Consider the following 23,869-nt stretch of genomic DNA (forward strand, 5'->3'; position numbering starts at 1 on the left):
AGCTGCTTCGAAACACTAGCCACACCTTCCCGCCGCCGCAAAACCCGGCTAAAGCTCCGCCCCATGTCCCTGCTGCGCGGCATGGCGACGGTCGGGGGATTGACGGCCGTCAGCCGGATTGCCGGATTCGCCCGCGATATCCTGACCGCGTCCCTCCTGGGCGCGGGGCCGATGGCCGACGCCTTCGTCATCGCGGTCAAGCTGCCGAACCTGGCCCGCCGGCTGTTCGGCGACGGCGCCTTCATGGTCACCTTCGTGCCGCAATACGCCGCCGAGCGCGGCGAGAACGGCCGCCGGGCGGCGCTGGATTTCGCCGGCGAGACGCTGGCGGTGATGCTGGCGGTGCTGATCCCGCTGACCGTCTTGGCCCTCTTGGCCATGCCCGGCATCCTGGCGGTGATCGCGCCCGGCTTCGTCGCCGACCCGGCGCGCCAGGTCCTGGCGCTGGACTATGCCCGCCTCGCCTTCCCCTACCTGCTGCTGATGTCGGTGTCGGCCCTGCTGGGCGGCGTGCTGAACGCGCAGGAGAGGCTGGCGCCCTTCGCCGCGGCGCCGATCCTGTTCAACCTGGTGCTGATCGCGGCGCTGCTGTTCGGCACCCATATCGCGGGGTCGCCCGGCCGGGCGCTGGTGGTCGGGGTCACCCTGTCGGGCATCGTCCAGGTGGCCTGGCTGGCCCTGGCCTGCCGCCGGCACGGCGTGTCGATCCGGCTGATGCCGCCACGCATCGGGCCGCGGCTGAAGCGCCTGCTGGTGCTGATGGGGCCGGGCGCGGTCGGGGCCGGCATCACCCAGATCCAGATGTTCCTGAACACGCTGATCGCCAGCTTCCTGCCGGCCGGCGCGGTCAGCGCCCTATACTACGCCGACCGCCTGACCCAGCTGCCGCTCGGCATCGTCGGCATCGCGCTCGGCACCGCCCTGCTGCCCACCCTCACCCGCCTCCTGGTCGAGGACCGGCCGCAGGATGTGACGGCGACGCAGAGCCGGGCGATCGAGTACGCGCTGCTGCTGGGCCTGCCCTCCGCCGCCGGGCTGATCGCCCTGGCCGGGCCGATCATCCACACCCTGTTCGAGCGCGGCGCCTTCGGCCCGGCGCAGACCGTGGCGGTGTCCGGCGCCCTGGCCGCCTACGCGCTGGGCATCCCGGCCTACATCCTGATCCGGGTGTTCTCGACCCTGTGCTTCGCCCGCGCCGACACGACGACGCCGATGCGCACCGGCGCGGCCGCCACCCTGCTGGCCGTCGCCGGCGCCGTGGTCCTGATGCGGCCGCTGGGCCATGTCGGCATCGCCCTGGCGACCGGCATCGCCGCCTGGGTCAATGCCGGGCTGCTGGCCTGGTCGCTGCACCGCCGCGACGCCCTGCCGCTCGATTCCGGACTGCGGCGGCGGGGCTGGAGGATCGTGCTGGCGGCGCTGGGCATGGCCGCCGGCCTGCTGCTGGGCCGGCAGGCGCTGGGCGCCGTCGGCGGCGGCGCGCTGGCCACGCTGATCGGCGGCGGCGTGGTCCTCTACACCGCCCTGTGCCTGCTGCTGGGGGCGGTCGACCGCGGCGAACTGGCCCGGTTCCGCCGCCGCGCGCATCTGGCGGGTTGACCCGACCGCTGCGGCCCGGCGATATACCCAGCCTTCCCCAACCCCTGTCGGCATCGGCGGACATGAAACGCATCTTCTCGGGCATCCAGCCCACCCACAACATGCACCTCGGCAACTACCTGGGCGCCGTGCGGAACTGGGTGGCGCTACAGGGGGACGAGTTCGAGACGATCTACTGCGTCGTCGACCTGCACGCCCTGACCCAGCCGCAGGATCCGGTCGAACTGCGGGCTCATATCCGCGAGCTGGCAGCGACGCTGCTGGCGGTCGGCATCGACCCGGCGCGCAGCATCCTGTTCGCGCAGAGCCAGGTGCCGGGGCACAGCGAGCTGGCCTGGCTGTTCTCCTGCGTCACCCCGCTGGGCTGGCTGCGCCGGATGACCCAGTTCAAGGACAAGGCCGGCAAGCAGCAGGACACGGCGATGCACGGCCTGCTGGCCTATCCCGTGCTGATGGCGGCCGACATCCTGCTGTACAAGGGCACCCATGTGCCGGTGGGCGAGGACCAGAAGCAGCATCTGGAACTGACCCGCGACATCGCCCAGTCGTTCAACCAGCGCTACGGCGTCGACTTCTTCCCGTTGCCGGAGCCGCAGATCCTGGGATCGGCGACGCGGGTGATGAGCCTGCGCGACGGGTCGAAGAAGATGAGCAAGTCGGACCCGTCCGACTACAGCCGCATCAACATGACCGACGACGCCGACACCATCGCCCTGAAGTTCCGCAAGGCCAAGACCGACCCGGAGCCGCTGCCGACCGAGGCGGAGGGCCTGGCGACGCGGCCCGAGGCCGAGAATCTGGTCAACATCTACGGCGCCCTGGCCGGCAAGGATGTGGCGGCGGTTCTGGCCGAATTCGGCGGCACGCCGTTCTCGACCTTCAAGGGCGCGCTGACCGACATCGCGGTCGCGGTGCTGGCCCCGATCGGCGGCGAGATGCGCCGGCTGATGGCCGACCCCGGCCATGTCGACGCGGTCCTGCGCCAGGGCGGCGAGAAGGCGGCGGCCTTGGCCGCGCCGACCCTGGCCGAGGTGCAGGACATCATGGGGCTGCTGCGGCCATGAGGGAGCGCCCGATCTCCACTTTGCCGAATCTCGGCCCCAAGACCGCCGACTGGCTGGCCGAGGTGGGCATCAGCACCGAGGCCGAGCTGCGCGCGCTGGGCCCGATCACGGCCTGGCAGCGGCTGAAGGCGTGGCAGCCGGAGAAGATCACGGTCAATGCGCTGTACGCCCTGCATGGCGCCCTGACCAACCAGCACTGGGCCTCGCTGACCCAGGAGCTGCGCGCCGAACTGCGCCGGGACGCCGGGGTGGAGTGAGGCAAACCGCGTAGGTTGGGTTCGCCTCGGCGAACCCAACATCGGTCGAACGGAAAAGTGTTGGGTTCGCGATGCGAACCCAACCTACGCCTCATCTTCCATTGTCATTGCCGGGCCTTGACCCGGCAATCCAGGGGCCACCAAGGACCGCTCCGGCCGCCCCTGGATGCACCCCTCGGACTTGATCCGGGGCAAGCCGTGGCATGACAGGAACGGAGAGTGCAGGCGCTAGATCGACGGATCGACGCCTTCCGCCACCCGCTTGGCCGAGCCGGCGAAGCTGGTGATGGTGAAGGATTCCAAGAGGTCGATCGCCGCGTCGATCGGCATGGTGCCGGTGTCGATGGCGAGGTCCGGCGTCTCCGGCGCCTCATACGGCGCCGAGACGCCGGTGAAGCTCTGGATCTCGCCGCGGCGGGCCTTGGCGTAGAGGCCCTTGGGGTCGCGCTGCTCGCAGATCGCCAGGTCGGCCTTGACGAAGATCTCGCGGAAGCCGTCGCCGACCACGTCGCCGGCCAGCGCCCGGTGCCAGCGTTCGGGCGAGATCAGCGCCACGATGGCGATCAGCCCGGCCTCGGCGAACAGCCGGGCCACCTCGGCGGCGCGGCGCACATTCTCGGCCCGGTCCTCGGTGGAGAAGCCGAGGTCGCGGCCGAGGCCGGTGCGCAGCGAATCGCCGTCCAGCACCGTGGTCTGCCAGCCGCGGGCGAACAGCCGCAGCTCCAGCGCCGTCGCCAGCGTCGACTTGCCGGAGCCGGACAAGCCGGTCAGCCAGACCACGCCGCCGGAATGGCCGTTGGCCAAGCGCCGGGCCTGGGCGTCGACCCGCCGTTCGGTCGGGAACAGCAGCCGGCTGTCGACCGTGGCGTCGAGGATGGTGACGCCGCCGACCACGTCATAGCCGTCGATCAGCACGCCGCGGCCGGTGCCGGGCAAATCGGCATGGCGGTCGAAGGCGATCGCCGTGCGGCCGACCACCTCGATCTCCGCCGTCTCGTTGCGCCGCACCAGCTCCGCCGTCCGGGTCTCCAGCGTGTGGACCTCGACCACATGGTCGATCCGCTCCACCGTCACGGTGTGCTCGGCGGTGGCCAGGCGGAGCGTCAGCCGGGCGCCGGGGCGCAGCGGTTCGCGCGCCAGCCAGAACAGCCGCAGCTTGATCCGGGTCGCGGTCGGCGGCGCCGCCTCGGCCAGGGTCGCGATCTGGCCGCGCTCGACGAAGATCGGCGGGTCCAGCGTCAGCCCGACCGCCTCGCCGGCCTTGGCGATGGTCTGGTCCGCCGCCGCCGGCCAGTTCTCGATCGTGGCGATGCGCGCGACCTTGCCCGACGGGGCGAAGCGCAGGGTCTGGCCGACCTTGAGCGTGCCGCTCTCGATCCGGCCGGCGACGATGCGGCGGTCGTCGAATTTGTAGACATCCTGCACCGGCAGGCGCAGCGGCCGGTCGGTCGGCGCTGGGGCGGCTTCCAGCCCGTCCAGCGCCTCGACCAGCGACGGCCCCTCGTACCAGGGCATCAGCGCCGACCGGGTGACGATGTTCTCGCCATGCCGAGCGGCGAGCGGCACCACCACCCAGGGGGTGATGCCGACGCTGTTGAGATAGGCCGAGATCTCGTCGGTCACCGCCTGGTAGCGGGCCTGGTCGTATTCGACCAGGTCCATCTTGTTGATCGCCACCACCACCTGGGTGATGCCGAGCAGGCCGAGGATCAGGGCGTGGCGGCGCGACTGTTCCAGCGTGCCCTCGCGGGCATCGACCAGCAGCAGGGCGGCATCGGCCCCGGCCGCGCCGGAGACCATGTTCTTGAGGAATTCGGCATGGCCCGGCGCGTCGATCAGCACATAGCGCCGGCGCGGGGTGCGGAACTGCACCTCGGCCGTGTCGATGGTGATGCCCTGGTCGCGCTCGGACTGCAGCGCGTCGATCAGGAACGACCATTCGAACGGCATGCCGCGCTTCTTGCTCATCGCCTCGACGGCGGTGACGCGCTCGGGGCCGAGGGTGCCGGTGTCGTGCAGCAGCCGGCCGATCAGGGTCGACTTGCCGTGGTCGACATGGCCGGCGATGACGACGCGCAGGGTGCGGGCGGCGGCGAGCGCCGGGTGCAGGGCGACGATGCCTTCCATGTCACATGTACCCCGCGCTGCGGAGGCGTTCGAAGCCGTCCTCGGTTTCGTTGTCGATGATCCGGCCGGAGCGTTCGGAGACCTTGGTGGTCTCCAGCTCGGCGATGATCGCGTCGATGGTGTCCGCGTCGCTTTCGACCGGCAGGGTGATGTTCTTCTCGCCCAGCGAGCGGTAGCGCAGCCCGTCCTTGGCCAGGTACAGCGGCACGATCGGGATGCCCTCGCGCTGGGTGTAGCGCCAGACGTCGATCTCGGTCCATTTCAGGATCGGGTGGATGCGGACATGGGTGCCGGGTTCGAACCGGGTCTTGTACTGGCCCCAGAATTCCGCCGGCTGGTCGGTCACGTCCCAGCCGCCCTCGAAGCTGCGCGGGCTGAACACCCGTTCCTTCGCCCGCGTCCCCTGCTCGTCCCGGCGGATGCCGACGATGATGCCCTCGAAGCCCTCGCGGTGGATCACCGACTTCAGCCCCTCGGTCTTGCGCGCCGCCGCCCGGGCGCCGGCCGCCAGCGTCGGGTCCATCGCCGCTTCCGGCGGGCAGTCCTCGATGATCAGCGGCAGATTCCACTCGCGCACCAGCCGGTCGCGGAACTCATAGACCTCCGGCAGCTCCATATGGGTCTCGAGCTGGACCAGCGGGAACGGGATATGGCCGAAGAACGCCTTGCGCAGCAGCCACAGGATGAGGGTCGAATCCTTGCCGATGGACCACAGCAGGCCGAGACGATCGATACGGGCGAAGGCTTCGCGGAGAATCGTGATGCTCTCCGCTTCCAGTTCGTCGAGATGATTCATTTTTACGGGGTATCGCTCAAAGAGAGACAGGATCGGCGGGGCGATGGATGCCGCATTCGGTCTTGGCCTGGCCAGACCAGCGGCCGGAGCGCGGGTCGGCGCCAGGCGCCACCCGCTCGGTACAGGGCATGCAGCCGATCGAGGGGAAGCCGTCGGCCTCCAGGGGATGGTGCGGCAGGCCGCGGGCGTCGAATTCCGCCGCCACCCGGTCGGGCGCCCAGCTGGCCAGCGGGTTGATCTTGAACCGGCCCTCGTCCGGCGCCCATTCCACCGCCGGCAGCACCGCGCGGGTGGCGGCCTGGAAGCGCTTGCGCCCGGTGATCCAGCCGCCGAAGCCGGTCAGCGCCCGCGCCAGTGGTTCGACCTTGCGCAGGCCGCAGCAGGCGTCCGGGTCGCGCTGGAACAGCAGCAGGTCGGGGTCGCGGCGGGCGATCTCCGCCGAGTCGGGTTTGACCGAGCGCACATCGGTCAACCCGAGATGCGCCACCAGCTTGTCGCGGTAGCGCAGGGTCTCGCCAAAGTGTCGCAGGGTGTCGAGGAAGATCACCGGCGTGGCCGGCGCCACCTCGGCCAGCAGGGCCAGCAGCACCGCCGCTTCCGTGCCGAAGGACGAGACCAGGGCGATACGACCAAGCCGTGGTTCTGCCAGCGCTTTTTCGATCAGGACGCGCCCGTCCAGCCCATCGAACTGGGCGGCGATCAGCTCCGGATCGAGCGGCGAGGATGCGGCGGCGGCAGGCATCGGGTACTCATACTCAGCAAATTGCCCGTACTTTCCTGTAAAATAGAGCCTATTTGCTGATTGACTGTGTGTGAATCTCGAAGCTAATGTCAACACTCAATTTGTGGATAAGAACGCCGCCTCATGTCCGCCGATCTTCCCGCCGCCCCCGCGGCCCCGCCGAAGCTTTCCGCTGTAGAAGGCGTGAAGGAACAGAGCCGATTCCTGCGCGGCGACATCGCCGCCGACCTGACCGCACCCGGCACATCGGTCACGGAAGCGAGCTATAACCTGCTGAAATTCCACGGCAGTTACGAGCAGTACGACCGTGACACCGCGACCGCTCTGAAGAAGCAGGGGCTGGAGAAGGAATACCAGTTCATGATCCGCGCCCGCATTCCGGGCGGGCGGATCACAGCGGACCAGTACCTCGCCCTCGACGCCATCGCCGACAGATATGCCAACGGAACGGTGCGGATTACCACGCGCCAGGGCATCCAATTCCACGGCGTTCTGAAGGGAAATCTGAAGCCCACCATCGCCGACATCAACCATTCGCTGCTGACCACCATGTCGGCCTGCGGCGACGTGGTGCGCAACGTCATGACCACCCCGGCGCCGATCCGCGATGCGGTGCATGGCCGGCTGGAGGCCGACGCGCGGTTCCTGTCGCAGCGCCTGCTGCCGAAAAGCCGCGCCTATTACGAGATCTTCCTCGACGAAGAGAACCTGACGCCGGACGCGCCGGTGGCGGAGCCGCTGTACGGCGCCACCTACCTGCCGCGGAAGTTCAAGATCGGCCTGGCGGCGCCCGAGGACAACACGGTCGACATCCTGACCCACGACCTCGGCGTGCTCGCCGTGTTCGAGGGCGACCAGTTGCAGGGCTACAACCTCAATCTCGGCGGCGGCCATGGCCTGACCCACACCAAGCCCGGCACCTACGCCCGCATGGGCTCGCCGATCGCCTCGGTCGGCCCCGGCGAGCTGCTGCAGGGCGCCGAGGCGGTGATCCGGCTGTACCGCGACCACGGCAACCGCGCCGACCGCAAGCGCGCCCGGCTGAAATACGTGCTGGACGACATGGGGCTGGACTGGACCCGGGCGGAACTGGAGCGCCAGTTCGGCCGGGTGCTGGCCGACCCGCTGCCGCACGCCCCATTCCAGGTGCCCGACCATCTCGGCTGGCACGAGCAGGGCGACGGCCGCTTCTGGCTGGGCCTGCCGATCGCCAGCGGCCGCATCCAGGACGGACCGCAGATCCGCCTGCGCACCGCGCTGCGCACCCTGTTCGAGAATTGGGCCAAGCCGGCGGTGCTGACGCCGCAGCAGGACATCCTGATCGCCGACATCGCCGCCAATGAGCGCGACGAGATCGAGGCGCATCTGCGCAGCCACGGCGTGGTCTTCGCCGAGGAGCTGACGGCGGTGCGGCGCTGGGCCCTGGCCTGCCCGGCCCTGCCGACCTGCGGCCTGGCCCTGTCCGAGGCCGAGCGCATCCGCGAGCCGCTGATCGATTCGGTCGAGGTGGCGCTGCGCAAGCATGGGCTGATCGACGAGCGGATCAGCATCCGCATCACCGGCTGCCCGAATGGCTGCGCCCGCCCCTATGCCGGCGACATCGGCCTGGTCGGCCGCACGCCGGGCACCTTCGCCCTGTTCGTGGGCGGCGATTTCGAAGGCACCCGGCTGAACGCCAAGCTGACCGAGAAGGTGCCGGAGGCGTCGATCGCCGACACGCTGGACCCGCTGTTCGGCGCCTTCGCCAAGGAGCGGCTGCCGGGCGAAGGCTTCGGCGACTATTGCCACCGCCAGGGGCTGGACCGGCTGGCCACCCTGCTGCCGGGCGGAAAGGCGCTCTGATGCTGCCGATCACCCTGTGCCCCGAGGCGGTGCCGGTCGCCCTGGTCGGCATCGGCGACAAGACGGTGCATCGCCTCGCCCAGCTCGACGAGGGCGGCTTCACCGTCACCGTGTTCTCCGATGCCCCGTCGTCCGACCTGGTCCTCGCTGCCGGCAAGCGCCTGCACCGCCGGCTGCCGACCGCCGCCGATCTCGGTGCCCAGCGCCTGCTGCTGGTGGCCGATCTGGACGAGGCCCGCGCCGTCGACCTCGCCTTCCTCGCCCGCCAGCTCGGCCTCCTGGTCAATGTCGAGGACCGCACGGCGCTGTGCGACTTCCACCTGCCGGCGATCGTGCGCCGCGGCGACCTGGTGGTGGCGATCTCGACCGGTGGGCAGAGCCCGCGGCTGGCCGGCCGGCTGCGCCGCGCCGCCGAGCGGCTGATCCATCGCGACTGGGGCGCCCGCCTCGCCCGGCTGGGCCTGCTGCGCACCGAACTGCGGGCACAGGGACGCGGCCCGGCCGAGATCGCCCGCGCGGTGGATGTGGTGATCGACCGCGAAGGCTGGCTGGGCCGCCCCGGGACCTGACCCGCTTCTCCACCCGCGATTCGACCTCTATCGTCCGGCCGGTTTCCACCGCCGGACCGATGATGACCAGCCCCACGATCGACCTTGCGGACGCCGAAGCCCGCCTCGAGGCGGTGGCCACCGCGGCCGTGCCCGCCGGCGACGGGTCGCACGACCTCACACATCTGCGCCGCGTCCGGGCCAATGCCCGCGCCATCGCGGCGGACGAGGCCGAAGCCGGCGATCCCCTGGTGCTGGCCGCCGCCTGCTGGCTGCACGACCTGGTCGCGATCGAGAAGAACGACCCGCGCCGGGCGGAGGCGTCGCGCCTGTCGGCCGTGGCCGCCGCCGACCTGCTGCGCAGCTGGGGCTGGGACGAGGGCCTGATCGCCGGCGTGAGCCATGCGATCGAAGCCCACAGCTTTTCCGCCTGCATCGCGCCACGGACGGCGGAGGCGCGGATCCTGCGCGACGCCGACCGGCTGGATGCGATCGGCGCCGTCGGCATCGCCCGCGCCTTCGCCGTGTCGGGGCGGCTGGGCCACGCCCTGTACGATGGCGAGGATCCGGCTGCGGCACACCGGCCGCTGGACGACCGCCGCTTCGCCATCGACCATTTCCGGACCAAGCTGCTGGGCCTCGCCGACGGCATGCTGACCGCGACCGGCCGCCGGATCGCGGCGGAGCGGACCGTGGTGCTGCGCGAGTTCCTGGACCGCTTCCTGGCCGAGATCGACGGCCGCGCCTGAACGAGGAAGGGCCCGTCCGGTGGGACGGGCCCTTGTGCCGGGCGGCCGGCTATTCCGCCGGAGTCGGGGTCGGATGCGCCGGCGGCGCGTCGTCCTCGACCACGCGGTGATGGTCGCGCGCCAGGAAGGTGTAGACCATCGGCACCACGAACAGGGTGAACAGCGTGCCGATCGACATGCCCGACGCGATCACCAGGCCGATCGAGAAGCGCGCCGCGGCGCCGGCGCCGCTGGCATAGAGCAGCGGCACCACGCCCAGCACCATCGCCGCCGTGGTCATCAGGATCGGCCGCAGGCGGATCGCCGCCGCCTGCTCGATCGCGTCGCGCCGCGACAGCCCCTGCTCCTCCTGCAGCTTGTTGGCGAACTCCACCATCAGGATGCCGTGCTTGGTGATCAGCCCGACCAGGGTGATCAGCCCGATCTGGGTGTAGATGTTCAGGCTGGCCCCGGGCAGGTCGGCGAGCTGCATCCCATGCAGGATCCCGCCGACATTCAACACCGCCAGCGCGCCGAAGATCGACAGCGGCACCGACATCATGACGATCAGCGGGTCGCGGAAGCTCTCGAACTGCGCCGCCAGCACCAGGAAGATCACGATCACCGCGAACAGGAAGGCGATCATGATGGTGTTGCCTTCCGTCACGTATTGCCGCGAATCCCCCTCGTAGTCGTAGGAGACGCCGCGCGGCAGGACACGATTGGCCGTGTCCTTCAGGAAGTCCAGCGCCTGGCCCAGCGTCACCACGTTCGGGATCGGCACGGCCTGGATGGTCGAGCTGTTCAGCTGGTTGAACTGGGAGAAGGCATTGGCCGTGGCCTGGGTCTTCAGCTTGACCAGGGACGACAGCGGCACCAGATCGCCGCCGCTGGACCGCACGAAGTACTTGTCCAGCTCCTCCGGGTTCAGGCGGTCCGCCTGGGCGACCTGCGGGATCACCTTGTAGCTGCGGTTGTCGCGGTCGAAGCGGGCGATGTCGTTGCCGCCCAGCATCACGTTCAGCGTGGTGCCGATGTCGGCCATGGCGATGCCCAGCGCCGCCGCCTTGTTGCGGTCGATCTCGACCGACAGCTCCGGCCGGTCGAAGGACAGGGTGGCGCTGGCGAAGATGAACATGCCGCTCTTGCGGGCCTCGTTCGCCACCTGCTCGGCCAGGGCATAGACCTGTTCGGGAGAGCCGGGGGATTTGATGACGAACTGGATCGGCGGGCCGCCGCCCGACCCCGGCAGGGCCGGGGGCGTGGCGGCGAAGCCTTCCACCCCGGCGATGGCGGACAGGGCGGCCTGGACCGCCGCTTCCTGGGCCGCGGCCGTGGTCGTCCGTTCGCTCCAGGGCTTGAACACCATGCCGCCGAAGGCCGAGGACAGCCCGTCGAAGCCCGAGACCAGGAAGATCTTGTCCTTGTCGGGAATGCCGTTGAGATCCTGGATCAGCTTGTCGCTGAACCGGTTCATGTATTCGAGATTGGCGTAGCGCGGGCCGTTCATGATCATGAACATGAAGCCCTGGTCTTCCTTCGGCGCCAGCTCGCTGGGCGTCTTGAGGAAGAGGAAGGCCGTGGCCCCGAGCAGGACCACGCCCATGAAGACGGTGACCGGGCGGTAGTTCAGCGAATGGTGCAGCCGCCGCTGGTACCAGCCCTGCAGCCCAGTGAAGAAGCGGTCCACCACACGCTGGAACCGGCCGGCCCCCTGGCCATGCGGCTTCAGCAGCTTGCTGGTCATCATCGGCGACAGGGTCAGCGCGACGATGCCCGAGATGATCACGGCGCCGGCCAGGGTGAAGGCGAATTCACGAAACAGCGCCCCGGTCAGGCCGGTGGCGAAGCCGATCGGCGCATAGACGGCCGCCAAGGTGATGGTCATCGACACCACCGGCCCGGCGATCTCCCCTGCGCCCTGCAGCGCCGCCTGCCTGGGCGTCAGCCCCTCCTCGATGTGGCGGTGGATGTTCTCGACCACGACGATGGCGTCGTCGACCACCAGGCCGATCGCCAGCACCATGGCCAGCAGCGTCAGGGTGTTGATCGAATAGCCCAGCACGTAGAGGCAGAACAGCACGCCGATCAGCGACAACGGGATGGTGACGACCGGGATGATCACCGCCCGGAACGATCCGAGGAACAGCAGGATGACGACCACGACGATCGCCACCGCCTCGGGGATGGTCTTGCCGACCTCGTAGATCGATTCCTCGATGAACTTGGTCGCGTCGTAGACGATCTGGCCGCTCATGCCCTCCGGCATCTGGCGGAGGATGGTCTCCATCGTGCCGCGCACATTCTCCGCCGTCACCAGCGGGTTCGCCGCCGGCGTCGGGTTGATGGCGACGAAGATCGCCTCCTTGCCGTCGAAGGTGACGCGGGCGTCGTAGCTTTCGCTGCCCAGCTCGACCTTCGCCACATCCTTCAGGCGGATGATGTTGTCGCCGGACGACCGCACGACCAGATCGCCGAACGCCTCGGCGGTGCGCAAGGTGGTGTCGGTGCGGATCGCGAAGGTGACCAGCTCGCCTTCGGTGCGGCCCGGGGCCGACAGGAAGTTGTTGGACCTGATCGCGGTCACCACATCGGCCGCCGTGACCTGGCGCGCGGCGAGGCGGAGCGGGTCGACCCACACCCGCATGGCGAAGCTCTTGGCGCCGAGGATCTTCGCCTCGGCCACGCCTTCGGTTGTCGCCAGCTGCGGCTGGACCACGCGGGTGATGTATTCGGTCACCTCCTCCGGCGACATCCGGTCGCTGTTGAAGGAGAGATACTGGATGGCGACGTCGTTGCCGGTGCCCTTCACCACCACCGGATCCTTCGATTCGGTCGGCAGGTCGTTGCGGACCTGCTGCACCTTGGTCAGGACCTCGGTCAGCGCCGCATCGGGATTGGCGTTCAGCTTCATGTGCACCGACACGGTGCTGAGGCCCTGGACGGACGAGGAGGTGACGTAGTCCAGGCCCTCGGTGCTGGCCACGGCCTGGGCGATCGGGGTGGTGATGAACCCCTGCATCAGGTCGGCATTGGCGCCGGGATAGGAGGTGGTGACGGAAATCACCGTCTCTTCCGTCTTCGGGAACTGGCGCACCGGCAAGGTGGACAGCCCCTGCAGGCCGAGCAGGAGGATGAGAAGGCTGATCACCGACGCCAGCACCGGCCGGCGGATGAAGATCGAGGTGAAGTTCATGGCGTTCCCCCTTCCCGGCCGGGCTTAGGAGCCGGCCTGCGGCGGACGGGTGGGATCGACCGAGTTGTCGACCACCACCGGGAAGCCGTTCTGCAGCTTGAGCTGGCCGGAGGTGACGACCTGGTCGCCGGCCTTCAGCCCCTCCAGGATCTCGGCGATGCTGCCCTGGCGCTGGCCGACGCGGACGAACACCTGCTCGACCACCAGCGCCGGCCCGGCCGGCGCGTGGGCGCCGCCGCCGGCCGCCGCCTGCGGCTCGGGCTGCGCCGGCTGTCCGGCCTCGGCCTTCTTCTCCCGGATCACGAAGACCGTGTCGCCATAGAGGCTGTAGGTGATGGCGGTCTGCGGCACCGTGACCACGTCCGGCCGTTCCGGCAGGATCAGCCGGACATTGGCGAAGAAGCCGGGGCGCAGCTTGAGGCCGGGATTGTCGATGGTCGCCCGCACCTTGACCATCCGGCTGGCCGAATCGATCACCGGCTCGATGCCGCTGACCTCGCCGCGGAACACCTCGTTCGGGAAGGCGTCGGCCCGCACCTCGACCTTCTGGCCCTGGCTGACGCGGCTGATCGCCTGTTCCGGCAGGGTGAAGTCGGCATAGACCTGGTCGAGGCGCTGCAGCGTCACCAGCGGGTCGCCGGCGGCAACGTAGCGGCCGACATCGATCTTGCGGATGCCGACCATGCCCGCGAAGGGCGCCGCCACGGCCTTCTTCTCGATCATCGCCTGGGCGCGCGACAGCTGCGCCTGGGTCTTCAGCAGGTCGGCATTGGCATTGTCGAGATCGGCCTGCGGGGCATTGCCGCGCGAGCGCAGCGTCGACACCCGGGCCAGCGTCTGCTTGGCCAGGTCGATCGACGCCTGGTACAGCCGCGCATCGGTCTGGTCGACCGTGTCGTCGAGCTGCACCAGCCGCTGGCTGGCGCTGACCGTGTCGTTGGCCTTGAAGTCGATCGATTTGACCATGCCCGGCACTTCCGAGGCGACCTCGATGCCCTCGATCGCCGCCACCGTGCCGATGCCCTCGAGATAGTCGGTCCAGGTCTTCGCCTCGACCTTGGCCGCGGAGATGGTGACCGGCGGCATCTGCATGTTGGCGAAGAAGTCGGCCGTGCCCTTCTCACGCATGACATTCATACCGACAAGCGCACCGACGACGAGGACGAGGGCCACCCCGACCAGGAAGAAACGGAGGATCATGTGGAGACCTGTTCCCTGGCAGCCGATCCGTCTTATCGGGGCCGAGCAAGAATCGAAAGGCAGCGCAACATACACCAGACTGTTACAGATGACATAATTCGAAACATACATGCATGAACGGCATGGGTAACCGACCAGCCCTGCCGCCGTTGCATCCGTTTGTTTTCGCTGCCATTAGCCTTCGCATCCGCCGCCGCACCGATTAAGGTGCCGGACGGAGACAGGACGGACCCGCCCCGATGCAAGTCTATCTGCCGATCGCCGAGGTGTCGGTGAACGCCCTGCTGATTCTCGGCATGGGCGGGCTGGTCGGTTTCCTGTCCGGCCTGTTCGGCGTCGGCGGCGGATTCCTGATGACGCCGCTGCTGATCTTCATCGGCATCCCGCCCGCGGTCGCCGTCGGCACCCAGGCCAACCAGCTGGTCGCGGCCAGCGTGTCGGGCATGCTGGCGCATTGGCGGCGCGGCAATGTCGACGTCAAGATGGGGCTGGTGCTGCTGGCCGGCAGCACCGTCGGCAGCGTGCTCGGCGTCTGGCTGTTCGGCATCCTCAAGGCGCTCGGCCAGATCGACCTCGCCATCAACCTGTTCTACCTGATCTTCCTGGGATCGGTCGGCGCGCTGATGCTGCTCGAAAGCGTGCGCTCGATGCTGCGCTACCGCCGCACCCCGGGGCAGCGGCGCAAGCTGCACAAGCACGGCTGGTTCCACGGCCTGCCGTTCAAGACCCGGTTCCCGAAGTCGCGGCTGTACATCAGCGCGTTGGCGCCGCTGGCGATCGGCGCGCTGGGCGGATTCCTGACCGCGATCATGGGCATCGGCGGCGGCTTCATTCTGGTGCCGGCGATGATCTACCTGCTCGGCATGCCGGCCTCGCTGGTCGCCGGCACCTCGCTGTTCCAGATCATCTTCACCACCGCCCTGGTCTGCTTCCTGCAGGCCTTCCAGAACCAGACGGTGGACGTGCTGCTGGCGTTGCTGCTGCTGGCCGGCGGGGTGATCGGGGCGCAGTTCGGCACCCATGCCAGCGGCCGGCTGCGCGGCGACCAGGCCCGCGCCCTGCTGGCGACGCTGGTGCTGATCATCTGCGTCAAGGTCGCCTTCGACCTGATGGGGACGCCGCCCGACCTGTTCACCATCGCCATGCGCCGGGGGGGCTGAGTCTTGGCCCGCCTGCTGCTGCTCGCCGCCCTCCTGTGGACCGCGGCCTTCCTGCCCCGCGAGAGCCGCGCCCAGGACCTGGTCGCCGACCTGTCCGACCATGTCATCGCCATCAACACCGGCTTCACCGGCACCCGCGTCCTGCTGTTCGGCGCCACCGAAGGCAACGGCGATGTCGCGGTGGTGGTGCGCGGCCCGGTCGACCGGGCAACGGTGCGCGAGAAGGACCGCGTCGCCGGCATCTGGATCAACCAGGCCAGCATGAGCTTCAACGGCGTGCCCGGCTTCTACGCCGTGGCGTCGAGCAAGCCGCTGGAGGAGCTGGCGCCGGCCAGCGTGCTGGACCGCATCGGCATCGGGCTGAACCATCTGCAGCTGGCGACGGCCGACGCCAACGACGCCAGCCCCGAAACCGTCGCCGCCTATCGCGGCGCGCTGATCCGCGGCCTGCAGCGCCGCAGCCTCTATGTCACCGAGACCGGCCAGGTCAGCTTCCTCAGCGGCCGGCTGTTCCGGACCCGCATCGACTTCCCGGCCAACGTCCCGACCGGGCAGTACCAGGTCGAGGCCTATCTGTTCCGGAACGGCCAGGTGGTCGACGCCCAGACCACGCCGCTGATCGTCGGCAAGGTCGGGCTGGGTGCCGAGATCTATGATTTCGCCCACCGCGAATCGGCCCTGTACGGGCTGGCCGCCATTCTCGTCGCCGTCGCCGCCGGCTGGCTGGCGAGCGTCGTCTTCCGCCGCGCCTGATCGTCTTTCCAACCCAGAGGGTGCCATGACCGACAACGCCCCAGAGACCCCGCAGAAGGAGATGCCGCGCATCTTCCTCGTGGTCGTCGACAATTCGGAGGAATGGCGGGCGGCCCTGCGCTACGCCTGCCGGCGGGCGCAGCACACCGCCGGCCGGGTCGCCCTGCTGCATGTCCTGAGCCCCAGCGAAATCCAGCATTGGGGCGCGATCGAGGACGTGCTGCGCGAGGAGGCCCGCAACGACGCCGAGCAGCGGCTGCAGCGGGTGGCGCGCGAGGTCAACCAGCTGACCGGCACCATCCCGATCCTGCACATCCGCGAGGGCGCGCCGCGCGACGAGCTGATCGCCCTGATCGCAGAGGAGCCCTCGATCTCGGTGCTGGTGCTGGGCGCCGACACCGTCTCCTCCGCCGGACCGGGCCCGCTGATCCAGTACCTGACCAGCAGCCGGGGCATGGCCAAGCTGCGGGTGCCGCTGACCATCGTGCCGGGCAACCTGTCCACCGACGCGATCGACGCCCTGACCTGAACACCCTCTGCGGCCTGCCGGCGCTTGACGCCGCCGGCCCGCAGTGGCATCCGAGCCAAGACGGGCAACGGGTGCCGCAACGGGCCCGATGCCGCCATCGACGAATCGAGACATGGACGACCCTGACAGTCGCCCCGCCAGGGGTGCCATCGAACCGGACGGGCGATCGACCCGGATCGCCCCGAGACATGACGGACGGCCGGGCATCGGACCGGCCGGGGTGACCCGCTAGGGCAGCGCGGGCCTCCGGCCCGGCACGGTGCGCCGGCCCGCAGAGGAAGCACCGCGATGCTGCGTGCCTATACGCTTTCCAACGCCCATTTCGCGACGATCGACCCGTCGGCCGGCGCCCCCTTCCCGCCGGATGCGGTCTGGATCGACCTGTTCAACCCGACGCCCGAGGAAGAGCACTTCTCCGAGCAGCATCTGGGCCTGCTGCTGCCGACCCGCGAGGAGATGCAGGAGATCGAGGCGTCGAGCCGGCTGTACCAGGAAGACGGCGCGATGTTCATGACCGCCAGCGTCCTGTTCGCCACCGAGACCGATGCGCCGGGCACCGCCCCGATCACCTTCGTTCTGAAGGGCCAGACTCTCGTCACCATCCGCTATGCCGAGCCGAAATCCTTCGCCGGCTTCATCGCCCATGCCGAGCGCCAGCCGATGCTGTGCCCTTCGGGCTCGGCGACGCTGATCGGCCTGCTGGAGGCGATCGTCGACCGCACCGCCGACATCCTGGAGCGGGTGGCGACCGAGGTCGACGCCCTGTCGCAGCGCATCTTCAAGGTGCATGAGGCCGTGCACAAGCGCACCACCAACGAGGAGCTGGAGGCCAATCTGAAGCTGATCGGCCGCAGCCAGAACCTGGTGTCGAAGGTGCGCGAGAGTCTGGTCAGCCTGGCCCGGCTGCTGAGCTTCCTGGCGGTCGGCGACGCCACCAAGGACAAGGCGTTCCGCATCCATCTGAAGAGCCTGAGCCGGGACGTGCTGTCGCTGACCGACCACGCCACCTATCTCGGCAACAACATCACCTTCCTGCTCGACGCCTCGATGGGGATGATCAACATCGAGCAGAACGCGATCATCAAGATCTTCTCGGTGGCAGCGGTGGTGTTCCTGCCCCCGACCCTGGTCGCCAGCATCTACGGCATGAACTTCACCAACATGCCGGAGCTGCAATGGCTGCTGGGCTATCCCTGGGCGATCGCGCTGATGATCCTGTCCGCAGTGCTGCCCTACTTCTGGTTCAAGCGGAAGGGCTGGCTGTAGGAGCCCATTCGACAATGCTACTGGTGCGGCCGTCTGATGGCGGTTTCTGCGCTTCCGGTGCTCACGGACCCAAACGTCCGCTGCGCGCCGGTTCTCGACACCACCACCAGCCGACTCACACCAGCGCATTCTCGAACGGTCTCGCGGCCGAGCTGGCGACCGTATCGATCGCAACCGTGGCCAACCGGACCGCGTCGGCATAACAGTGGGCGTATTGCGGTTCGCCGCCCCATATTCCACGGATATGCCGATGATCGAGTTGCGTCATCTCCGCTACTTCATCGCCGTGGCCGAGGAGGGCCACCTGACCCGCGCGGCGGAGCGGCTGGGCATCCAGCAGCCGCCGCTGAGCCAGCAGATCAAGGCGATGGAGCAGGAGCTCGGCGTCATCCTGTTCCGCCGCCTGCCCCGCGGCATGCAGCCGACCGAGGCCGGCCTGGCCCTGCTGGCCGAGGCGCGCGCCATCCTGGCCCATCTCGACCGTGCGCTGGAGACCGCGCGCCGGGTGGCGCTGGGCCAGGAGGGGCGGATCGCCATCGGCTTCACCAGTTCGGCCGCCTTCCACCCCTTCGTCTCCGCCGCCATCCGCGGCTTCCGCGAGGCGGCGCCGCAGGTCGCGCTGGCGCTGGAGGAGAGCAGCACCGGCGAGCTGGTCGAGGCGTTGCGGGCGGAGCGGCTGGACGCGGCCTTCATCCGCTCCCCGGTCGGCGAGGCCGCCGACCTCGTGGTCGAGCCGCTGCTGGACGAGGAGATGCAGGTGGCGGTGCCGGCCGGCCACCCCCTGGCGTCGGGGCCCGGCGTCATCCCGCTGTCCGCCCTGGCCGAGATCCCGTTCGTGCTGTACCGCCGCCCGAGCGGGCCGGGCCTCTATGATTCGATCATCGCCGCCTGCCGCGCCGCCGGGTTCAGCCCGCGCATCGCGCAGGAGGCGCCGCGGATGGTGTCGACGCTGAGCCTGGTCGAAGCCGGGCTGGGCGTGTCGATCGTGCCGGCCTCGATGTGCCGGCTGGACACCGGCGGCATCGCCACCCTGCGTCTGGCCGACCGCCCGGCCCTGACCGCGCCGCTGCACCTGGCCCGCCGCGGAGTCGAGCCGCTGGGCGCCACCCGGCGCTTCATCGAGCATGTCCGTCGGATGGCCGCGGCGCTGCGCAGCGAAGGTCCGGCCTAGCGGGCAAAACGCTTGGCCCCGGCGACGCAGAGCACGACGGCGGCGGCGCAGCCGACCAGGGACCAGCCCACCGGCTCATGCAACAGCGCTGCGGCGAGCGCAAAGCCGAAGAAGGGCTGCAGCAGCTGCAGCTGGCCGACCGCGGCGATACCGCCCAGGGCCAGGCCGCGATACCAGAAGATGAAGCCGATCAGCATGCTGAACAGCGAGACGTAGCCGAGCGCCGCCCAGGCCGGCCAGCCGATCGCGCCCCAGGACCCCGGCAGGGTCAGCAGGGTCGCCGGCAGCGACAGCGGCAGCGAGATCAGCAGCGCCCAGGAGATCACCTGCCAGCCGCCGAGGCGCCGCGACAGCCGGGCGCCTTCGGCATAGCCCAGGCCGCAGGCCAGGATGGCCGCCAGCATCAGCCCGTCGCCCAACGCCGAGGCGTCGCCCCCCTGGCGCAGGGCATAGGCGCCGACGATCAGGGCGCCGAGGATCGAGAACGCCCAGAAGGCCGGCCGCGGCCGCTCACCGCCGCGCAGCACGCCGAACACCGCCGTCGCGATCGGCAGCAGCCCGACGAAGACGATGGCGTGGGCCGAGGTGACGTAGCGCAGCGCGATGGCGGTCAGCAGCGGGAAGCCGACCACGACGCCGAGCGCGGTCACGACCAGCGGCCCGATGTCCGACCGTTCGGGCCGGCGCGGCCGCAGCACCAGCAGCAGCGCCGCCGCGAGCAGGCCGGCGATCGCCGCGCGCGCCACGGTCAGGAACAGCGGGTCGAGGTCGAACACCGCCAGCCGGGTCGCGGGCAGCGAGCCGCTGAAGATCAGAACGCCGAGCAGGCCGTTGATCCAGCCCGCCGCGGCGTCGCTGGACGGGGCGTTGATGGTCGCGATTGCCGTTTTCATGCCGGCACCCTGGCCGCCTCGGACAGGACGCGCCAGACATGGTAAGGTACAATTCTGACGAACTGTACTGATCCGGAGTCCGGTACGGATGCTCGACCTCGCCCCCGAGCCGAAGCCCGGCACCACGCTGGTGGTCATGGTGATGGAGACGATCCGCGACCGGATCGCGGCGCGGGTCCTGGTGCCGGGCGCCCGGGTGCCGTCGATCCGCCGCCTGGCCGAGACGCTGGGCGTGTCCAAATCGACCGTGGTCGAGGCCTATGACCGGCTCGCGGCGGACGGGGCCATCGCTGCCCGCGCCGGGTCCGGCTTCTACGTCACCCGGCAGGCCCAGCCCTTCGCCCTGGCCGAACCCGGCAGGCGGCCGGAGCGGGAGATCGACCCGCTGTGGATCATGCGGCAGGCACTGGAGGAGGGCGGGCCGGCGCTGAAGCCCGGCTGCGGCTGGCTGCCGGCCGACTGGATGCCCGACGCCGCCATCCGGCGGGCCCTGCGGGCCCTGGCCCGGTCGGACACCGCGGGCCTGGTCGAGTACGACTCGCCGCTCGGCTTCGCGCCGCTGCGCCACCATCTGGCCGGCCGCCTGGCGGAGCGCGGCATCGCCGCCGAGTCCGGCCAGGTCCTGCTGACCGACAGCGGCACCCAGGCGATCGACCTTGTCTGCCGCCTGTTGCTGCAGCCGGGTGACACGGTGCTGGTCGACGACCCCTGCTACTTCAACTTCCTGGCGGTGCTGCGGGCCCATCGGGTCAAGGTGGTCGGCGTGAAGCGCACCCCGGCCGGCCCGGACCTCGACGCCTTCGCCCGGGCCGCGGCGGAGCACAAACCGCGGCTGTACGTCACCAACGCGGCGCTGCACAACCCGACCGGCGCCAGCCTGTCGCCGGCGGTGGCACACCGGCTGCTGATGCTGGTCGAGGCGCATGACCTGATCGTGATCGAGGACGACATCTTCGCCGATTTCGAGATCGAGCCGTCGCCGCGGCTGGCCGCCCTGGACGGGTTCGACCGGGTGATCCATGTCGGCAGCTTCTCCAAGACCCTGTCGGCGGCGGTGCGCTGCGGCTTCATCGCGGCGCGGCCGGATTGGATCGAGGGGCTGATCGACCTGAAGCTGGCCACCGGCTTCGCCAGCGGCGCGGTGGCGGCCCGGCTGGTCCACCGGCTGCTGACCGACGGCAGCTACCGCCGCCATGTCGAGGGGCTGCGCGGCAAGCTGGCGCGGGCGATGGGCGAGACGCGGCGGCGGCTCGAGGCGCTGGGGCTGACACTCTGGGTCGAGCCGCGCGGCGGCATGCTGCTGTGGGCGGCCCTGCCCGACGGGCTGGATTCGGCGGATGTCGCGCGCCGCGCCCTGGCGCTGGACGTGGTGCTGGCGCCGGGCGACGTGTTCAGCCCGTCGCGCACCGCCGGCCGCTTCCTGCGCTTCAACGTCGCGCAATGCGCCAGCCCCCGGATCTTCACGGTGCTGGAGGAGGCGATGCGGGGGTGAGGATGCCGCAGAGTTTGTAGGTTGGGCTCGCTCTTGCGAACCCAACAATGGACCCGGCTGCAGGATGTTGGGTTCGCAAGAGCGAACCTAACCTACACAATGCAGAAGGGCGCCCCTGGAGGCGCCCTTCTGTCTTCAGCCCAACCGTCGATCAGGCCAGTTCGGGTTCCTTGGCCGCGTCGTCGGAAGAGACGGGGGCGGTCGGATTCTCGATGTAGTCGAAGCTCAGGCTATCGCCGTCCGGCGCGACGTCGACCCGGACCTGGCCGCCCTTGACCAGCTTGCCGAACAAGAGCTCGTTGGCCAGCGGCTTCTTGATGTACTCCTGGATCACCCGGGCCATCGGCCGGGCGCCGTAGAGCTCGTCATAGCCGCGCTTGACCAGCCACTGCCGCGCCGTCGAGGTCAGCTCGATGGTGACATGGCGGTCGGCCAGCTGGGTCTCCAGCTGGATCACGAACTTGTCCACCACCTGGGCCACGATCTCCGGCGTCAGATGGCCGAAGGCGATGGTGGCGTCGAGCCGGTTGCGGAACTCCGGCGTGAACATCCGGTTGATCGCCTCCGTGCCGGCATCGTCCTTGCGGCTGGCGCCGAAGCCGATCGACTGCTTGGTCAGTTCGGTGGCGCCGGCGTTGGTGGTCATGATCAGGATGACGTTGCGGAAATCGACCGACTTGCCGTTGTGGTCGGTCAGCTTCCCGTGATCCATGATCTGCAGCAGGATGTTGAAGACATCAGGATGCGCCTTCTCGATCTCGTCCAGCAGCAGCACGCAATGCGGGTGCTGGTCGACCGAGTCGGTCATCAGCCCGCCCTGGTCGAAGCCGACATAGCCCGGCGGGGCGCCGATCAGCCGGCTGATCGAATGCCGCTCCATGTATTCCGACATGTCGAAGCGGACCAGCTCGATGCCGAGCAGCTTGGACAGCTGGCGCGCCACCTCGGTCTTGCCGACGCCGGTCGGGCCGGAGAACAGGTAGTTGCCGATCGGCTTCTCCGGCTCGCGCAGGCCGGCCCGGGCCAGCTTGATCGCGGCCGACAGCGCATCGATCGCCGGGTCCTGGCCGAACACCAGGGTCTTCAGGTCGCGGTCGAGGGTCTGCAGCAGCGTCTTGTCGTCCCGGCTGACGCTCTTCGGCGGGATCCGGGCGATCTTCGCCACCACCGCCTCGACGTCGCGCATGCCGATGGTCTTCTTGCGCCGCGACGCCGGCAGCAGCATCTGGGCGGCCCCGGCCTCGTCGATCACGTCGATCGCCTTGTCCGGCAGCTTGCGGTCGCCGATGTAGCGGGCCGACAGCTCCACCGCGGTGCGGATGGCATCCGCGGTGTAGCGCACCTGGTGGTGCTTCTCGTAATAGGTCTTCAGGCCCTGCAGGATCTTGATCGTGTCCTCGACCGACGGCTCGTTGACGTCGATCTTCTGGAACCGGCGGACCAGGGCACGGTCCTTCTCGAAGTAGTTCCGGTATTCCTTGTAGGTGGTCGACCCGATGCACTTCAGCGCGCCCGAGGCCAGCGCCGGCTTCAGCAGGTTGGAGGCGTCCATCGCCCCGCCCGAGGTGGCGCCGGCGCCGATCACGGTGTGGATCTCGTCGATGAACAGCACCGCGCCGGGCAGGTTCTCCAGCTCGGTCATCACGGCCTTCAGCCGCTCCTCGAAGTCGCCGCGATAGCGGGTGCCGGCCAGGAGCGCGCCCATGTCGAGCGCGAAGATGGTGGCGTCGGCCAGCACCGGCGGCACTTCGCCGTCGACGATGCGGCGGGCCAGGCCTTCGGCGATGGCGGTCTTGCCGACCCCGGGGTCGCCGACATAGAGCGGATTGTTCTTCGAGCGGCGGCACAGGATCTGGATCGTTCGCTCGATCTCGGCCTCACGGCCGATCAAGGGGTCGATCTTGCCCTTCGTCGCCTTCTCGTTGAGGTTGACGCAATAGGTCCTGAGCGCTTCCGAGCCCTTCTTCACGACCTTCTCCGCCTGCGCATCCTCGTCGGCGCCCGAGATCGGACGCGATTCGCCCGCCCCTGCCCCTGTCCGTGTTCCGCCCGAGGCCCCGGCCTTGGCGATGCCGTGGCTGATGTAGTTCACGGCATCGAAGCGGGACATGTCCTGCTCCTGCAGGAAGTACACCGCATGGCTCTCGCGCTCGGAGAACAGGGCGACCAGCACGTTGGCGCCGGTCACCTCCTCCCGCCCCGAGGACTGGACGTGGATCGCGGCGCGCTGCAGCACGCGCTGGAAGCCGGCAGTCGGCTTCGCGTCCTCGATCCCGTCGATCTTCAGGGTGGCGAGTTCGGTGTCGATATAGCCCACCAGGTCGCGGCGCAGCTTTTCGAGATTGACGCCGCAGGCACGCATCACCGCGACGGCATCCTGGTCTTCGGACAGCGCCAGCAGCAGGTGTTCGAGCGTGGCGTACTCATGCCGTCGCTCATTGGCGAAAGCGAGAGCCCTGTGCAGCGTCTGCTCCAGATTACGCGAGAGCATCGGTCGTCCCCATGC

19 protein-coding genes are annotated in these 23,869 nt (G+C 69.4%); 12 read left to right on the top strand and 7 right to left on the bottom strand.

Annotation, left to right across the window (positions count from 1 at the left end):
- Positions 1-63: 63 nt before the first annotated feature.
- The 3 genes from murJ to E9232_RS22420 all read left to right on the top strand — a co-directional run bounded on the left by murJ (position 64) and on the right by E9232_RS22420 (position 2,920).
- Entirely contained in the window at positions 64-1,599 is a 1,536-nt protein-coding gene (gene murJ / locus E9232_RS22410; protein WP_309797659.1) for a murein biosynthesis integral membrane protein MurJ, read from the top strand.
- Positions 1,600-1,661: 62 nt separating this feature from the next.
- Positions 1,662-2,663 carry a tryptophan--tRNA ligase gene (gene trpS / locus E9232_RS22415; RefSeq protein ID WP_309797661.1) on the top strand — a complete coding sequence of 334 codons (1,002 nt, stop codon included), beginning with the start codon at positions 1,662-1,664 and terminating at the stop codon, positions 2,661-2,663.
- A complete protein-coding gene (locus E9232_RS22420; protein WP_309797662.1) occupies positions 2,660-2,920 on the top strand; it encodes a TfoX/Sxy family protein in 261 nt (86 codons plus the stop codon). The genes trpS and E9232_RS22420 overlap by 4 nt, the downstream gene beginning before the upstream one ends.
- Positions 2,921-3,148: 228 nt before the next feature.
- On the opposite strand, the gene cysC is transcribed toward E9232_RS22420, so the two are convergent.
- From cysC to E9232_RS22435, 3 genes are read right to left on the bottom strand one after another with little or no spacing between them, the layout of a single operon-like run.
- Positions 3,149-5,047 carry an adenylyl-sulfate kinase gene (gene cysC / locus E9232_RS22425; RefSeq protein ID WP_309797665.1) on the bottom strand — a complete coding sequence of 633 codons (1,899 nt, stop codon included), beginning with the start codon at positions 5,045-5,047 and terminating at the stop codon, positions 3,149-3,151.
- Between the two features lies 1 nt (position 5,048).
- Entirely contained in the window at positions 5,049-5,843 is a 795-nt protein-coding gene (gene cysD, locus E9232_RS22430) for a sulfate adenylyltransferase subunit CysD (RefSeq protein WP_309797667.1), read from the bottom strand.
- A gap of 16 nt (positions 5,844-5,859) precedes the next feature.
- Positions 5,860-6,585, bottom strand: a complete 726-nt coding sequence (locus E9232_RS22435) for a phosphoadenylyl-sulfate reductase (protein ID WP_309797669.1) — start codon at positions 6,583-6,585, stop codon at positions 5,860-5,862.
- A gap of 123 nt (positions 6,586-6,708) precedes the next feature.
- Between E9232_RS22435 and E9232_RS22440 the strand changes: the two genes are divergently transcribed.
- The 3 genes from E9232_RS22440 (at position 6,709) to E9232_RS22450 (ending at position 9,724) form a co-directional block, all read left to right on the top strand.
- Positions 6,709-8,427, top strand: a complete 1,719-nt coding sequence (locus E9232_RS22440) for an NADPH-dependent assimilatory sulfite reductase hemoprotein subunit (RefSeq protein WP_309797671.1) — start codon at positions 6,709-6,711, stop codon at positions 8,425-8,427.
- Complete coding sequence (locus E9232_RS22445; protein WP_309797673.1) at positions 8,427-8,996, top strand: precorrin-2 dehydrogenase/sirohydrochlorin ferrochelatase family protein; 570 nt, start codon at positions 8,427-8,429, stop codon at positions 8,994-8,996. The genes E9232_RS22440 and E9232_RS22445 overlap by 1 nt, the downstream gene beginning before the upstream one ends.
- Before the next feature lie 62 nt (positions 8,997-9,058).
- Positions 9,059-9,724 carry an HD domain-containing protein gene (locus E9232_RS22450; protein ID WP_309797675.1) on the top strand — a complete coding sequence of 222 codons (666 nt, stop codon included), beginning with the start codon at positions 9,059-9,061 and terminating at the stop codon, positions 9,722-9,724.
- A gap of 49 nt (positions 9,725-9,773) precedes the next feature.
- Here E9232_RS22450 and E9232_RS22455 read toward each other — a convergent pair whose 3' ends face one another.
- Entirely contained in the window at positions 9,774-12,899 is a 3,126-nt protein-coding gene (locus tag E9232_RS22455; RefSeq protein ID WP_309797678.1) for an efflux RND transporter permease subunit, read from the bottom strand.
- 24 nt (positions 12,900-12,923) lie between these two features.
- The gene (locus E9232_RS22460) at positions 12,924-14,099 is read right to left on the bottom strand and encodes an efflux RND transporter periplasmic adaptor subunit (RefSeq protein WP_309797680.1); all 1,176 of its coding nucleotides are present in this window, start codon (positions 14,097-14,099) and stop codon (positions 12,924-12,926) included.
- Between the two features lie 239 nt (positions 14,100-14,338).
- On the opposite strand from E9232_RS22460, the gene E9232_RS22465 reads away from it, so the two are divergent.
- The 5 genes from E9232_RS22465 (at position 14,339) to E9232_RS22485 (ending at position 18,978) form a co-directional block, all read left to right on the top strand.
- Positions 14,339-15,259: a sulfite exporter TauE/SafE family protein gene (locus E9232_RS22465; protein WP_309797682.1), complete on the top strand. Its 921-nt coding sequence runs from the start codon at positions 14,339-14,341 to the stop codon at positions 15,257-15,259.
- A 3-nt stretch (positions 15,260-15,262) separates the two neighbouring features.
- Positions 15,263-16,012 carry a TIGR02186 family protein gene (locus tag E9232_RS22470; protein WP_309797684.1) on the top strand — a complete coding sequence of 250 codons (750 nt, stop codon included), beginning with the start codon at positions 15,263-15,265 and terminating at the stop codon, positions 16,010-16,012.
- Positions 16,013-16,037: 25 nt separating this feature from the next.
- Positions 16,038-16,541: a universal stress protein gene (locus E9232_RS22475; protein ID WP_309797686.1), complete on the top strand. Its 504-nt coding sequence runs from the start codon at positions 16,038-16,040 to the stop codon at positions 16,539-16,541.
- A 288-nt stretch (positions 16,542-16,829) separates the two neighbouring features.
- Positions 16,830-17,807: a magnesium/cobalt transporter CorA gene (gene corA, locus E9232_RS22480; protein ID WP_309797688.1), complete on the top strand. Its 978-nt coding sequence runs from the start codon at positions 16,830-16,832 to the stop codon at positions 17,805-17,807.
- 250 nt (positions 17,808-18,057) lie between these two features.
- Positions 18,058-18,978: a LysR family transcriptional regulator gene (locus tag E9232_RS22485; RefSeq protein ID WP_309797690.1), complete on the top strand. Its 921-nt coding sequence runs from the start codon at positions 18,058-18,060 to the stop codon at positions 18,976-18,978.
- Here E9232_RS22485 and E9232_RS22490 read toward each other — a convergent pair.
- The gene (locus E9232_RS22490) at positions 18,975-19,871 is read right to left on the bottom strand and encodes a DMT family transporter (protein ID WP_309797692.1); all 897 of its coding nucleotides are present in this window, start codon (positions 19,869-19,871) and stop codon (positions 18,975-18,977) included. The genes E9232_RS22485 and E9232_RS22490 overlap by 4 nt on opposite strands.
- An 88-nt stretch (positions 19,872-19,959) precedes the next feature.
- Between E9232_RS22490 and E9232_RS22495 the strand changes: the two genes are divergently transcribed.
- Complete coding sequence (locus E9232_RS22495) at positions 19,960-21,363, top strand: aminotransferase-like domain-containing protein (protein ID WP_309797693.1); 1,404 nt, start codon at positions 19,960-19,962, stop codon at positions 21,361-21,363.
- A gap of 151 nt (positions 21,364-21,514) precedes the next feature.
- On the opposite strand, the gene clpA is transcribed toward E9232_RS22495, so the two are convergent.
- Positions 21,515-23,854 carry an ATP-dependent Clp protease ATP-binding subunit ClpA gene (gene clpA / locus E9232_RS22500; protein WP_309797695.1) on the bottom strand — a complete coding sequence of 780 codons (2,340 nt, stop codon included), beginning with the start codon at positions 23,852-23,854 and terminating at the stop codon, positions 21,515-21,517.
- Between the last annotated feature and the right edge of the window lie 15 nt (positions 23,855-23,869).

This window comes from Inquilinus ginsengisoli (assembly GCF_031453975.1).
Lineage (GTDB): Bacteria > Pseudomonadota > Alphaproteobacteria > DSM-16000 > Inquilinaceae > Inquilinus > Inquilinus ginsengisoli_A.

Bases quoted from the DNA above. Each gene is read 5' to 3' on its own strand.
- E9232_RS22455 (WP_309797678.1), bottom strand. From the start codon at position 12,899: ATGAACTTCACCTCGATCTTCATCCGCCGGCCGGTGCTGGCGTCGGTG.
- E9232_RS22495 (WP_309797693.1), top strand. From the start codon at position 19,960: ATGCTCGACCTCGCCCCCGAGCCGAAGCCCGGCACCACGCTGGTGGTC.
- E9232_RS22460 (WP_309797680.1), bottom strand. From the start codon at position 14,099: ATGATCCTCCGTTTCTTCCTGGTCGGGGTGGCCCTCGTCCTCGTCGTC.
- E9232_RS22440 (WP_309797671.1), top strand. From the start codon at position 6,709: ATGTCCGCCGATCTTCCCGCCGCCCCCGCGGCCCCGCCGAAGCTTTCC.
- cysD (WP_309797667.1), bottom strand. From the start codon at position 5,843: ATGAATCATCTCGACGAACTGGAAGCGGAGAGCATCACGATTCTCCGC.
- clpA (WP_309797695.1), bottom strand. From the start codon at position 23,854: ATGCTCTCGCGTAATCTGGAGCAGACGCTGCACAGGGCTCTCGCTTTC.
- E9232_RS22475 (WP_309797686.1), top strand. From the start codon at position 16,038: ATGACCGACAACGCCCCAGAGACCCCGCAGAAGGAGATGCCGCGCATC.
- corA (WP_309797688.1), top strand. From the start codon at position 16,830: ATGCTGCGTGCCTATACGCTTTCCAACGCCCATTTCGCGACGATCGAC.
- E9232_RS22420 (WP_309797662.1), top strand. From the start codon at position 2,660: ATGAGGGAGCGCCCGATCTCCACTTTGCCGAATCTCGGCCCCAAGACC.
- trpS (WP_309797661.1), top strand. From the start codon at position 1,662: ATGAAACGCATCTTCTCGGGCATCCAGCCCACCCACAACATGCACCTC.
- E9232_RS22490 (WP_309797692.1), bottom strand. From the start codon at position 19,871: ATGAAAACGGCAATCGCGACCATCAACGCCCCGTCCAGCGACGCCGCG.
- E9232_RS22435 (WP_309797669.1), bottom strand. From the start codon at position 6,585: ATGCCTGCCGCCGCCGCATCCTCGCCGCTCGATCCGGAGCTGATCGCC.
- E9232_RS22450 (WP_309797675.1), top strand. From the start codon at position 9,059: ATGACCAGCCCCACGATCGACCTTGCGGACGCCGAAGCCCGCCTCGAG.
- E9232_RS22445 (WP_309797673.1), top strand. From the start codon at position 8,427: ATGCTGCCGATCACCCTGTGCCCCGAGGCGGTGCCGGTCGCCCTGGTC.
- murJ (WP_309797659.1), top strand. From the start codon at position 64: ATGTCCCTGCTGCGCGGCATGGCGACGGTCGGGGGATTGACGGCCGTC.
- cysC (WP_309797665.1), bottom strand. From the start codon at position 5,047: ATGGAAGGCATCGTCGCCCTGCACCCGGCGCTCGCCGCCGCCCGCACC.
- E9232_RS22485 (WP_309797690.1), top strand. From the start codon at position 18,058: ATGATCGAGTTGCGTCATCTCCGCTACTTCATCGCCGTGGCCGAGGAG.
- E9232_RS22465 (WP_309797682.1), top strand. From the start codon at position 14,339: ATGCAAGTCTATCTGCCGATCGCCGAGGTGTCGGTGAACGCCCTGCTG.